The organism is Streptomyces sp. XM4193 (assembly GCF_023072595.1).
GTDB lineage: Bacteria > Actinomycetota > Actinomycetes > Streptomycetales > Streptomycetaceae > Streptomyces.
Window position 1 is genome coordinate 954,464 of the sequence record NZ_JALLGK010000001.1, and the last position, 12,207, is coordinate 966,670.

General features: G+C 73.2%; 11 protein-coding genes. 7 read left to right on the top strand and 4 right to left on the bottom strand.

What is annotated here, in order from left to right; translation table 11 throughout:
* Window positions 1–336 precede the first annotated feature (336 nt).
* The gene (locus tag MTQ01_RS04005; protein ID WP_247486866.1) at window positions 337–1,953 is read left to right on the top strand and encodes a serine/threonine-protein kinase; all 1,617 of its coding nucleotides are present in this window, start codon (window positions 337–339) and stop codon (window positions 1,951–1,953) included.
* Between the two features lie 193 nt (window positions 1,954–2,146).
* Here MTQ01_RS04005 and MTQ01_RS04010 read toward each other — a convergent pair whose 3' ends face one another.
* Window positions 2,147–2,392 carry a hypothetical protein gene (locus MTQ01_RS04010; protein ID WP_247486867.1) on the bottom strand — a complete coding sequence of 82 codons (246 nt, stop codon included), beginning with the start codon at window positions 2,390–2,392 and terminating at the stop codon, window positions 2,147–2,149.
* 389 nt (window positions 2,393–2,781) lie between these two features.
* Between MTQ01_RS04010 and MTQ01_RS04015 the strand changes: the two genes are divergently transcribed.
* Window positions 2,782–3,648: a hypothetical protein gene (locus MTQ01_RS04015; protein WP_247486868.1), complete on the top strand. Its 867-nt coding sequence runs from the start codon at window positions 2,782–2,784 to the stop codon at window positions 3,646–3,648.
* A 12-nt stretch (window positions 3,649–3,660) separates the two neighbouring features.
* On the opposite strand, the gene MTQ01_RS04020 is transcribed toward MTQ01_RS04015, so the two are convergent.
* Window positions 3,661–4,164 (bottom strand): GNAT family N-acetyltransferase, encoded by a 504-nt coding sequence (locus tag MTQ01_RS04020; protein WP_247486869.1) that lies wholly within the window; start codon window positions 4,162–4,164, stop codon window positions 3,661–3,663.
* A gap of 99 nt (window positions 4,165–4,263) precedes the next feature.
* On the opposite strand from MTQ01_RS04020, the gene MTQ01_RS04025 reads away from it, so the two are divergent.
* Both MTQ01_RS04025 and MTQ01_RS04030 read left to right on the top strand, forming a co-directional pair.
* On the top strand, window positions 4,264–5,097 hold the full coding sequence (locus tag MTQ01_RS04025) for a 3-hydroxybutyrate dehydrogenase (protein ID WP_247486870.1): 834 nt from the start codon (window positions 4,264–4,266) through the stop codon (window positions 5,095–5,097).
* Window positions 5,098–5,192: 95 nt separating this feature from the next.
* Window positions 5,193–7,172, top strand: a complete 1,980-nt coding sequence (locus MTQ01_RS04030) for a helix-turn-helix domain-containing protein (protein ID WP_374207596.1) — start codon at window positions 5,193–5,195, stop codon at window positions 7,170–7,172.
* Between the two features lie 185 nt (window positions 7,173–7,357).
* Here MTQ01_RS04030 and MTQ01_RS04035 read toward each other — a convergent pair whose 3' ends face one another.
* Complete coding sequence (locus MTQ01_RS04035; RefSeq protein WP_247486871.1) at window positions 7,358–8,791, bottom strand: MFS transporter; 1,434 nt, start codon at window positions 8,789–8,791, stop codon at window positions 7,358–7,360.
* A 275-nt stretch (window positions 8,792–9,066) separates the two neighbouring features.
* Complete coding sequence (locus MTQ01_RS04040; protein WP_247486872.1) at window positions 9,067–9,681, bottom strand: GNAT family N-acetyltransferase; 615 nt, start codon at window positions 9,679–9,681, stop codon at window positions 9,067–9,069.
* A gap of 139 nt (window positions 9,682–9,820) precedes the next feature.
* Here MTQ01_RS04040 and MTQ01_RS04045 point away from each other — a divergent pair, with 139 nt between their 5' ends.
* The 3 genes from MTQ01_RS04045 (at window position 9,821) to MTQ01_RS04055 (ending at window position 12,127) form a co-directional block, all read left to right on the top strand.
* Window positions 9,821–10,402: a TIGR03086 family metal-binding protein gene (locus tag MTQ01_RS04045; RefSeq protein ID WP_247486873.1), complete on the top strand. Its 582-nt coding sequence runs from the start codon at window positions 9,821–9,823 to the stop codon at window positions 10,400–10,402.
* A gap of 183 nt (window positions 10,403–10,585) precedes the next feature.
* Window positions 10,586–11,254 carry a GPP34 family phosphoprotein gene (locus MTQ01_RS04050; protein ID WP_247486874.1) on the top strand — a complete coding sequence of 223 codons (669 nt, stop codon included), beginning with the start codon at window positions 10,586–10,588 and terminating at the stop codon, window positions 11,252–11,254.
* 213 nt (window positions 11,255–11,467) lie between these two features.
* Entirely contained in the window at window positions 11,468–12,127 is a 660-nt protein-coding gene (locus MTQ01_RS04055; RefSeq protein ID WP_247486875.1) for a GPP34 family phosphoprotein, read from the top strand.
* Window positions 12,128–12,207 lie beyond the last annotated feature (80 nt).

Here is a 12,207-nt window from a genome sequence, read left to right on the forward strand (position 1 = left end):
CGGCCGACCGTCGGCACCGGCCCGTCCTTCGGGCACACCGGGTACGCCGCCCACCCCTGCCTCCCGCACCCTTCCGTGCCCGCCCGACCCGTTCCCTTCTCCGCCCGCCCGACCCCGTTCCCTCCGAAGAGCCGATGTGCCGGGTTCCGCCGGGAGGCAGCAGCCGACACCCGGCCCGTTCCGGCCCCCGCCTCCGCGGTGAGGCGGCGCCGCGTCCGGTCGCCCGTCCTGCGAAACCACCACTTGTCGACCAACTGTCAAGCAAAGTGGGCTCTTTGGCGGTTGGCTGGGTAGCTACCAGTCCGGGGCCGGAGCGCCGGCGGAAGAGGGGGATCGGTGGAACCGCTGAGAGCGGAAGACCCAACGCGCATCGGTGACCTCGCTCTGCGTGCGCGGCTGGGTTCGGGCGGTATGGGACAGGTCTATCTGGGGCGCACTCCCGGCGGCAAGACGGTCGCCGTCAAGGTCGTCTACGCCCATCTCGCGCTCCAACCGAACTTCCGCCGCCGCTTCCGACGCGAGGTGATAGCCGCCAGGGCGGTTTCGGGCGCCTACACCGCCCCGGTGGTGGCGGCCGGAGTGGACGACAACCCGCCGTGGATCGCGACCTCGTACGTGCCCGGTCCCTCGCTCTTCGAGGCCGTCTCCGAGAGCGGGCCGCTGCCCGAGAACTCGCTCTGGCTGCTGGCCGCCGGGCTCGTGGAGGCGCTTCAGGCGATCCACACCGAGGACCTCCTGCACCGCGACCTCAAGCCCTCCAACATCCTGATGGCCGAGGACGGGCCGCGGGTCATCGACTTCGGGATCGCGCACGCGATGGACGGCACCGCGCTCACCCCGACCAACGCCACCATCGGCACCCCCGGCTTCATGTCGCCCGAACAGGCCGAGGGCCGCCATCTCGACGCGGCCAGCGACATCTTCTCGCTCGGCGCCGTGCTCGCCTACGCCGCCACGGGCCAGGAGCCGTTCGGGCACGGGCCGCCGCTGGCCATCCTCCACCGAGTCGTCAACGGCACTCCCCGGCTGACCGGGACGCCCGAGCCGGTGCTGACCCTTGTCGAGCGCTGTCTGGCCAAGGATCCGGCCATGCGGCCCACGCCCCCGCAACTCCTCGGCGAGATCACCACCCACTGGACACCGCCCGACAACCCCACCTGGCCCAAGGCGGTCAACACCCTCATCGAGAGCACCCCGCAGACCCCGCCCCGCACCACTCCCTACGGTCGCCCCGATGCGGTCGAGCCGACCCCTGACGGCCTCACCGCGCGCCATGTGCACGCCTACGACCTCGGGGAGTCCGGCGATCGGGTCGGGGCCGCGCGGCTGCTGGCGGAGATCGCCGTCGACAAGGGTCGGGTGCTCGGCCGCGACCACCCGCGCACGCTGACGACGCGCCACAACCACGCCTACAACCTCGGTGAGTCCGGCGACCACGCGCAGGCGGCGCGACTGCTCGCCGAGGTCGCGGCGGACCGGGCGCGGGTCCTCGGCCCGGACCACCCGCGCACTCTGACGACGCGCCACAACCACGCCTACAACCTGGGCGAGTCCGGTGACCGCGCCGGGGCGGCGCGGTTGCTGGCGGAGATCGCCGCCGACAAGGGTCGGGTGCTCGGCCGCGACCACCCGCGCACCCTGACGACGCGCCACAACCACGCCTACAACCTCGGTGAGTCCGGCGACCACGCGCAGGCGGCGCGACTGCTCGCGCAAGTGGCGCTCGACAAACGGCGGGTGCTGGGCCCGGACCACCCGCACACCCTCACCACCCGGCACGAACACGCCTACAGCCTGGGGGCGTCGGGCGGTCGTGCGCAGGCTGCGCTGCTGCTCGCCGAGGTCGCCGGCGACCGTGCGCGGGTGCTGGGGCCCGATCACCCCCAGACCCGGCTCTCCCGGCGCGAACAGCTGCGAATGCAGGCCGGTTCCCGGGTCGACCCCGGTTCCTGAGCGCTGCTGCCCGCCCGGGGCGCCCGCGCAGGGGCATGCGCTCAAGGCGCCCGAGCGCCGGGCCCCGGCTCTGACGGCCGGGAGGCGGAAACGGCACCGCCCCCGCGGCGGATACGGACAAGTCCGTGCGCTGCGGGGGCGGTTGGCGCCGCTCGCGGAGTGCGGGCGGCGCCGGGCCGACGATGCGGCCGGGTCAGTCCATGACCATGTCGCCGAAGGTGACCTCGGTGACGATGGCGGTCACCGACTGGTCGATCTGCACGAACTCGGAGTCCTCGACCTCGGCCTCGGGGGCGAAGACGTCACCGATCTCGAACTCGAGCTCGTAGCTCTCCTTGTGCGTCTTGCCCGAGTCGTGGGCCTGTGCGGTGGCGGCGCCGAACGCCATCATGCCGGCGACAGTCGCGGCAGCGACGAGCGAACGCATGGTGATACGCATGAGAAGTCCTCTCCCTACGGGTAACGGTCACCATGAGTGTTTCCGTGATTGCTCTCCGTGTCTCGATCCTTGATGGGGCGTTTTCGGCCATCTCGTGAGGTCGGATCGGGTGGAACGGCGCCCGTCGCGGGGGTGGGGCGGGCCCGGGGCTCAAGTCGCGTGCTGCGAGCCCTCTCTGCAAGGAATGGGTGGTGGGTCCCTGCCCGCCCACCCGCCCAACTCGCCCGCGCGGCCGACGAGATGGCGCTGGGTGACCGAGTTGCCACCCGGGGTGGGGTGGGGTTACTTTCTGACCAACAACTGCAAATAGGACGACCCCGACAGGTGCTACCAACACCACGCCGGGGTCTGACCACCGAGATCGACGATCCCCAGAAGGAACGATCCCCATGGCTGTGGCCCAGCTTATCCGTGAGCTGCCCGCCGACACCCATCCGAAGGCCGCCCCGGGCTTCGGAAAGCGTGCCGTGCCGGGCCAACACCGCGACGCCGACCCGCACTTCGGGCACCTCCCGCCCCGCGAGGCAAGCATCGCCACCTACCTCGACCGCCTCCCCGAGGGCGCCGACATCTCCGTCAAAACCCTCGCCCGCACGACGCCGTACGGCCAGTGCGCCCTGCGCACCGCCCTGCGCCTGATCTCCGAAGCCGGACATCTGCGCCGCACCCGCGAAACCGTCCTCGGCACCGACGGCTCCTACCACCACATCACCCGCACCCACTTCTCCCGCACACCGCGCCCCGACACCTGGTGGGAGGCGTACACCCGCGGCGAACACCCCACCGAAGTGGCTGAGAATGATCGCCGGACGCCCTCGCGGGAACATCGGCTGCTGGCGCGGTTGGGCCGCCGCGACATACGGCTCACACTGAGCGCCGCCGAGTGCACGGCGCTGGAGCCGCTGCTGCGGCAGTGGTACGAGCGCGGTGCGAGCGACGCCGATCTGGAGCACGCGCTGACCGCGGGTCTGCCGTCAACGGTCCACCACCCGGCGGCACTTGTCCGACGACGCCTCCACGACAAACTCCCACCCCACGCACCCGCACCCGACCCCACCGGCCCCCTCATGGAATGCACCCTCTGCCAAAAACCCGGCCGCCCCCACGCCCTCCCCGGCGGACTCTGCCGCACCTGCCGAGGCGAACCCACACCACCACCACGCATCAACACCGAACACCACCGCGCCCAAGTCCAACGCGTACGCGAAGCCGCCGGATTCACCCCGCGACCGCACGCCCGGGTGCGGCGGGCCTGAGTCTGCGCGCGCTCAGCGGGGCGCGAACGGAGCCAGGTCGAGCCGGAAGAGGGTGCCCGGCCGTCCGTCGAACCGCGAAGCGCCCACCGGCGCGAAGCCGAGCCGGGTCAGCACCTTGCGGGAGCCGGGATTGTCGTCGGTGGTGGCCGCGCGCAGCGAGGTGAGGCCGTAGGACCCGACGGCGAGCGAGCAGACCGCGTGCGCCCCGGCGGTGGCCAGTCCGCGCCCGGCCGCCGACTGCGCGATCCGGTAGCCGAGCTCGGCGGAGCCCTCGCGGGGGTCGACGTCGATCAGGTTGACCCGTCCGAGGATCTCCCCGGCCTCGTCCGCCAGAACGTGGAAGTGGCAGAGCCCACGCCGCTGTTCGGCCAGCAGCGCCGCATGCCGGGACTCGAACTCCTCGAACCAGGCGTCTCCCCGGTCCGGGACGGCAGTGGCGAAGTACGCCCGGTTGCGTCGCTCGAAGGCGAGCAGCGCGGGCGCGTGGTCGGGACGGAGGCGCTGGAGGTCGGGCATCGGTCCACGATACGTATCTCCGCGACGCACACGCCGGGCGGGCGAAGTGTGGGTGCGGGACACATCGGTCGAGTCCGGGGCGGCTCCTAGCCTGCGGTCATGACTTCGGATGTGGCGTTCCCAGACGATGCTGCCGAATCAGCCGGGCTCCGCGCCCGTACCGGCGGCTTCGAGGCCCGTACCGGCGGACTCGACGGCCGTACCGCGGTGGTGACCGGCGCGGCCGGCGGCATCGGGCGGGCCTGTGTGCTGCGGCTGGTGGCGGCCGGGGCGAAGGTGCGTGCGGTGGACCGCGACGCGGAGGGCCTGGCGGCGCTCGCGCGCGAGATCGACGGCGTGGAGACGGCCGTGCTCGACCTCGCCGCCGACCTGGACGCGGCCGAACGGGCCGCCGCCGACGCGGACATCGTCGTCAACAACGCGGGCCTCCAGGTCGTCTCACCGGTGGAGAGCTTCCCGCCGGCGGACTTCTCGCGGCTGCTGACCGTGATGCTGGAAGCGCCGTTCCGGCTGGTCAGAGGTGCGCTGCCGGGGATGTACGAGCGCGGCTGGGGGCGGATCGTGAACATCTCCTCGGTGCACGGGCTGCGCGCCTCGCCGTACAAATCGGCCTACGTGGCCGCCAAGCACGGGCTCGAAGGGCTCTCCAAGACGGTCGCGCTGGAGAGCGCCGAGAAGGGCGTGACCTCCAACTGCGTCTGCCCGGGATACGTCCGCACTCCGCTCGTCGAGCGGCAGATCGCCGACCAGGCCGCGCTGCACGGCGTACCGGAGGAACGCGTGGTCAGCGAGGTGCTGCTGGCCGACTCGGCGCTGAAGCGGATGGTGGAACCGGCGGAGGTCGCGGCAGCGGTGACCTACCTCTGCTCGCCGCAGGCCGCAGCGATCACCGGCACATCCCTCCCGCTCGACGGCGGTTGGACGGCACACTGAGCCGCATGTCAGAGCCGAGCCCCGCTGCCGGGGAGCAGCACCCGCAGGACCCCCGACCCGCGCCGGCCGGGTCCAGCGCGTCCGCAGGGACTCCCGTGTCCGCAGGGTCCAGTGCGTCCGCCGGGTCCAGTGCGTCGGCCGCGGCCGGACGAGCCGGTGCGGCCGGACGAGCCGGTGCGGCCGGGAAGGCGGCGCCGGAGTCCGGGCAGTCCACCGCGGCGCGATATCTGGAGCTGCTGGTGCGCGGCGCTCCCGTCGAGGCGTACGAGGGGCCCTCCACCCCGGAACGGCTGCTCGCCCTGCGGCTCCGTGCGGAGCTGGAGGAACGGCGGCGCAGGGAAGCGGAGCTGACCGCACTGATCGCCACCGCGCACGACCTCGCGGGGCTGCGCGACCTCGACGAGGTGCTGCGGGCGATCGTGCGCAGGGCGCGTTCGCTGCTCGGGACCGACGTCGCGTATCTGACGCTCACCGACACCGAGCGCGGCGACACCTATATGCGGGTCACCGAGGGTTCCGTCTCCGCGCGCTTCCAGCAGCTGCGCCTGGGCATGGGCGAGGGGCTCGGCGGGCTCGTCGCCCAGACCGCCCGCCCGTACGTCACCGACGACTACTCGCGGGACGCCCGGTTCCAGCACACCACCTCCATCGACGACGGGGTGGGCGAGGAAGGGCTGGTCGCAATCCTCGGCGTGCCGCTGGCGCTCGGCGAGCAGATCATCGGCGTCATCTACGCCGCCGACCGCCGCGCCCGGCACTACGGGCGTGAACAGATCGCGCTGCTCGCCTCGTTCGCGGCGCACGCCGCCGTCGCGATCGACACCGCACGGCTGATCTCCGAGACGCGCAACGCCGTCGCCGAGCTGGAGGCGGCCGGACGCACCATTGAACGCGCCGCCCAAGTGCACGACAGGCTCACCGAGTTGGTGCTGCGCGGCGGCGGCGTCGCCGAGGTGGCCGAAGCGCTGGCAGAGGTGCTGGGCGGCGGCGTGTCGTATCTGGAACCGGAGCAACTGGAGGGCAGCACCGAGGAGTTCGTGCGCGAGTCGTTGGCACGCGGTGGCGCCGTACGGGCCGGCCAGGTGTGGGTGGCGGCCGTCACGGCGGGCGGCGAACTGCTCGGCGCGCTCGCCCTGCACGGCCACCCCGACCTCGCGCCCGTCGACCAACTCACCCTGGAACGCGCGGCGATGGTCACCTCGCTGCTGCAACTGGCGCGCCGCAGCGCCAGCGACGCGGAGCAGCGGGTGCGCGGCGAGCTGCTGGACGATCTGCTGGACGCCCCGCACCGCGACCGGGCCCTGCTGCGCGAACGCGCCGGACGTCTGGGCACCCGGCTGGACGGGCCGCAGGCAGTCCTCGCCGCCCGGCTCGCCACCGAACCGCAGAACGCCCAACTCCCGTCCGAGAACGAGGAGTTCACCGCCCGCAGACGACTGCTCTCCGCCGCCTCCCACCTCGCCGCCACCGGCCACGGACTGGCCGCCACCCGCGACGGCGGTGCCGTGCTGCTGCTTCCGCTCGCCGACGGCGACACCGCCTCCGCGCTGGCCCGCCGCGCGGCGACGCAGCTCGGCGCCGCGGTGCACGCGCGGGTGACCGTCGGCGGCGCGGTGGTGGAGCAGGTACTGGCCGCCGACGACGCCGACCCGGCCGACAGCCCCCGCACCGTCGCGGACCGGTACGACGAGGCCGGTCGCTGCGCCGACGCGCTGCGCCTGCTCGGACGGGAGGGCGAGGGCGGCACCGCCGAGGACCTGGGCTTTCTGGGAATGCTGCTCGCCGACAGCGGCCCCCGCGGCCTGGACGGCTTCGTCGGCCGCACCCTGGGGCCCGTGCTGGAGTACGACCGCACGCGCGGCACGGATCTCGTCGAGACGCTCCGCGCGTACTTCGCCCACGGGATGAGCCCCGCCCGGGCCAAGGACGAGCTGCACGTCCACGTCAACACCGTCACCCAGCGTCTGGACCGGGTCGCCCGCCTCCTCGGCACGGACTGGCACACGCCCGACCGTGCGCTCGAGCTCCAACTCGCCCTGCGTCTGCACCACTTGAGCACCGCCTTCCGCCCCTGAACACGCTGCCCGCCCGCGTCCGGGCACGGTCCGCGTCCGGGCACGGCTCCGCGTCCGACGAAGGTTCCGCCTCCGACCACCGTTCCGCGTCCGGGCACGGTTACGCGTCCGAGAGCGCCGGCCCGGCGCGTGCGGAGATGCACGGCGCCGGGCCGGACGGAGGGCCGGGCGGAACCCGGAGCGGTTCAGCGCGGGGACTTCACCGTCTCGTCCCGCCCCGCGCCGGTGTCCTTCCCGAGCGGGACGGCCGACGCGCCCTCGGCCGACGGGACGGGCTCCTCCTCGCCGACGGCGGAGAGGTCCTGGTTGCGGGTCTCGCGGGCGAAGCCGAGCGCGACGGCGGTGAGCAGCGCCGCCGCGATGACGTAGAGCGCGATCGGGGTGGAGCTCTCGAAGTCGGCGAGCAGCGCGGTGGCGATCATCGGCGCGGGCGCGCCGGCGGCCACCGAGGAGAACTGGGCGCCGATCGAGGCGCCGGAGTACCGCATCCGGGTCGCGAACATCTCCGAGAAGAACGCCGCCTGCGGTGCGTACATCGCCCCGTGCAGGATCAGCCCGACGATCACGGCGAGCACCATCAGCGGGAACTCGCGACTGTCCAGCAGCGCGAAGAACGGGAAGATCCACAGCCCCGTGCCGACCGCGCCGAAGAGGTAGACCGGCTTGCGGCCGAGCCGGTCGGAGAGCGCGCCCCAGCCCGGGATCACCGCGAAGTGCACCGCGGAGGCGATCAACACCGCGTTGAGAGCGGTCTGTTGGGACATGTCGAGCTGGTTGGTGACGTAGACGAGGATGAAGGCGGTGATGATGTAGTAGCTGATGTTCTCGGCCATCCGGGCGCCCATGGCCACCAGCACGTCCCGCCAGTGGTGGCGCAGCACGGCCAGCAGCGGGAGCTGTTCGACCCGCTCCTCGCCGGCCCGGCGCAGCTCCGCCTGGCGCAGCGCCTCCTTGAAGACCGGCGACTCGTCCACCGAGACCCGAATCCACAGGCCGACCAGGACCAGCACCCCCGACAGCAGGAACGGCACCCGCCAGCCCCAGGAGAGAAACGCGTCCTCGGTGAGCAGTGCCGTCATCGCGGCCAGCACGCCGGTCGCCAGCAGCTGGCCCGCGGGCGCGCCGGTCTGCGGCCAGGACGCCCAGAAGCCGCGTCGCCGCGCGTCACCGTGCTCCGACACCAGCAGCACCGCGCCGCCCCACTCACCGCCGATCGCGAACCCCTGCACCAGCCGCAGCAGCGTCAGCAGCAGCGGGGCGGCGGAACCGATCGCCGCGTGCGTCGGCAGCAGACCGATCGCAAACGTCGCGCCTCCCATCAGCAGCAACGAGATGACCAGCAGCTTCTTGCGCCCGAGCCGGTCTCCGTAGTGCCCGAAGACCAGCGCCCCGATCGGCCGTGCGGCGAACCCGACCGCGTACGTGAGGAAGGCGAGCAGGGTGCCGACGAGCGGATCGGAGTCCGGGAAGAACAGCTTGTTGAAGACGAGGGCGGCGGCTGCCCCGTAGAGGAAGAAGTCGTACCACTCGATCGTGGTGCCGATGAGGCTCGCGGCGACCACCCGGCGCAGTGGACCGGGACGGGTGGCGGCGCCGGTGGGGGGCGGGGGAGCGGCCATGGTGTTCACCTCGGTGTGCGCGGGGAGGGGACGGAGCGGTCGCCACACCGTAGGAAGACGGCGGCCTCCCACCCATGTGTCCGGCACCCACAGTTGGGGGTGCGCCTGTGCGTCCCGCGAACATGCCCGCCCGTGCGACGGGAGTCCCGGAGCGCGCAGCGGGGCCCGTACCCCGCCGAACCCCGCGGCGCGGAGGCTCGACCCCGCCCCGCCGGCCCCGCACCCGGCTCGGGGCTGCCCCGCCTGCCCCGCGCCCGGGGCTGCCCGCGCCGGACTCAGTGGGTGCCGGGCGCGGCAGCCTCGGGGTGTCCGCGGTGGCGGGCCCACTCGGGAGCGAGGATCGACATCACGGCCGCGTCCGTCCGCCGGCCCTGCCAGAGCAGCGCCTCGCGCAGCACTCCCTCGGTGACGAATCCGACCTTCTCGTAGACGCGGCGGGCGCGCGGGTTGAACGCGTAGACCTCCAGCGAGATCCGGTGCAGTCCCAGCACCTCGAAGCCGTGGCCGACCAGCAGCCGGGTCGCCTCGGTGCCGCTGCCCCGCCCGTGGCTGCCGGGCACCAGGGCGATACGGAAGTTGCAGCTCCCGTTCTGGTGGTCGTACTCGTTGAGCACAGCCTCCCCGATGACGTTCCCGGTGGTCCGCTCGACGACGGCGAGGTCGAGCCGCCCGCCCTGGTCCCGCCGACCGGCGTACCAGTCGTGCAGGAGGCTCTCGTCGGGGTCGGCGTCGTGGCTGCCGGTCAGCCGGGCCGCCTCCGGGTCCCGGTGCATCGGCAGCAGCGCGGGCAGATCGGCCTCGGTCACGCGGCGCAGCCGCACCAGCTCGCCGTCGAGCACCGGATCGGCGCGGAAACCAGGGTGCTCGGCGGGGAGCGGCGCGTCTGTCATGCCCCCATTCTCGCCCGCGCGGCGCCCGACCGGGTGGCGGGGCGGGCTGATCCGGGCGGACCGGGCCGCGTGCGATGACATTCCCGGGGGTGCGCCGTCGATGCTTCGGGGGAGCTTTCGCCACGACCTGGAGGCAGTAATGGACACACCCGTGGACTTCGGCCCGCTCGCAAGGCGGGTCGGCGAGGTGGTGACGGGAACGGCCGACGCGCAGTTGGACGACACCACCCCGTGCCCCGACTATTCGGTGCGGGCGCTGCTCGGCCACCTGGTCGGCCTCACCGCCGCCTTCCGCGACGCCGCGCGCAAGAACTTCAGCAGCCTGACGGACACCGTCCCCGGCGCCGGCACACCCGAACCACCCACCGACTGGCGTACCCAACTGCCGATCATGCTCGACGAGTTGGCGGCGGCCTGGCGCGATCCCGCGGCCTGGACCGGGATGACCCGCGCGGGCGGCGTCGACCTGCCGGGCGATGTCGCCGGAAGGGTGGTGATCGACGAACTCCTCATCCACGGCTGGGACCTGGCCGTCGCCACCGGGCAGTCCTACGACGCCGACCCCGAACTCCTCAACCTCGCACTGGAGTTCCTGAACGCCTCCACCGACCCGTCCGACCGGGAGGGCATGTTCGGCCCGGTCGTCCCCGCGCCCGCCGACGCCTCCGAGCTGGACCGCGCCGTGGCCCTCAGCGGCCGCGATCCCGCCTGGACGCCGTGAGGCGACAGGCTCCCGGCCCCTGCGAGCCGTCGGCGCGACCGTACGGCGCAAGGGCCGGGAGCCGTCCGTCCGTCACGGATTTCTCATGACGTCTGTCACCGCGGACCGTCGCCGGCGGTGTCTAGCGTGGACCGTACGGAGGGCCCGCTCCCATGCCTCCCGACACCGGCGGTTGGAGAGACCATGCGGAACGAAACGCTTCTCGTCGAGGACCTGATGCTGCTGATGACCGACGAGCGGTCCGGAGCGGTCGCGGGAGCCGGGACGCTCTACTACACGCTGGGCGGGGCGGTGCTGGTGGAGCTCGGCCTCGACGGACGGGTCGCCGTCGACGAGAACGACACGGGCCTGAACGGGCTGCGGGTGCGCGCCGTCGCCGGGGACCCGCCGGCCGACCCGCTGCTGCGCACCGCCCACGAGACCGTCGCCTCCCGGGTGCGCGGAGTGCAGACGCTGCTGATCGAGATCGGCACCGGCCTGCACACCACGGTGACCGACCGGCTGGTGGAGCGCGGCCTGCTGCTGCGGCAGAGCAGAACGGTGCTGGGGCTCTTCCGCACGACCTCGACCCGCGTCGCGGACACCGACCACAAGCGCGAACTCCTCGCACGGCTGCGCGCCACGCTCGTCGACGGGGCCGAGCCCGACTCCCGTACGGCGGCGCTCGCCGGGCTGCTCGCCGCCAGCGGCACCCTGCCGACCCTGCACCGCTCCATCCCGTGGTCGGGCAAGGTCTTCCAACGCGCGAAGCAGCTGGAGCAGGACAGCTGGGCGGCCGAGGCGGTCAACAGCGCGGTGATGCGCACGATGGCGGCGACATCCGCCGGAACCGCAGCCGCCGTCACCGGCTGAGCCGCCCCGACGTCCGCCCCGACCCGACGTCCGACCCGACCCGACCCGACCCGGCAGGATCCGCACGAGCGGCCCGGGCGGCGGCGGGCCCTGCGCGCCACGCTCGGCGCACCGGCCCGCACCGGGCCCGGCTCGGTGCACCGGCGGATGGAACCGTACGGGGGCCTCGTGGAATCCTTCCCTGCGGGACCGGTACGACGAAGGGGGAGCCACATGTACACGCCGCCGCCGCTCACGATGGGCGAGGAGATCGTGCTGCTGGCACTGGACAACCGGACCGGGGCGCTGCGTTCGCGGCAGAGTGTGGGCTGGGCCGTCGCGGGTGCCGCGCTGATGGAGCTCTCGGTGCAGGGCCGCATCGGCATCGACCGCAAGAAGCTCCACCTCGTCGACGGGACGCCGACCGGGAGCGAGGTGCTGGACGAGTCCCTGCGGTGGCTGGCGGGCAAGCCCGCGCACCCCTCGCTGTTCGCCCCACGGGTGCGCGGCCTGGTCAACCGCGAGGCGCGGCGCGGAGTGGGCAAGATCCAGGCCGACCTGGTGCAGCGCGGAGTCGTCCGCCTCGAACCGGGCCTGCTGAAGCGCTACCCGGTCCTCGACCCCGGGCCGGAGAAGGCGGTACGGGCGATGCTCGACCAGGTCGTCCTCGGCGGGCACCACCCCGACGCGCGGATCGGTGGACTGATCGCGCTGCTGCACACCACGAAACTGCACAAGGTCGCCTTCCCCGACCATCGGCCGCGCGACCTCAAGCCCCGGATGAAGGAGATCTCCGAGGGCAACTGGGCTGCCGCCGAGGTGAAGCAGGCCATCGCCGCCGCTGCCGCCGCCGTCGCGGCCTCGGTGGCCGCCGCCTCGTCCGCAGGCAGCTGACCGCGCACGGCTGCTCGCGGACGCCTGATCGCGCACGCGCGCACGTCCGATCGCGCGCGGCTGATCGCGCACGCGCGCCC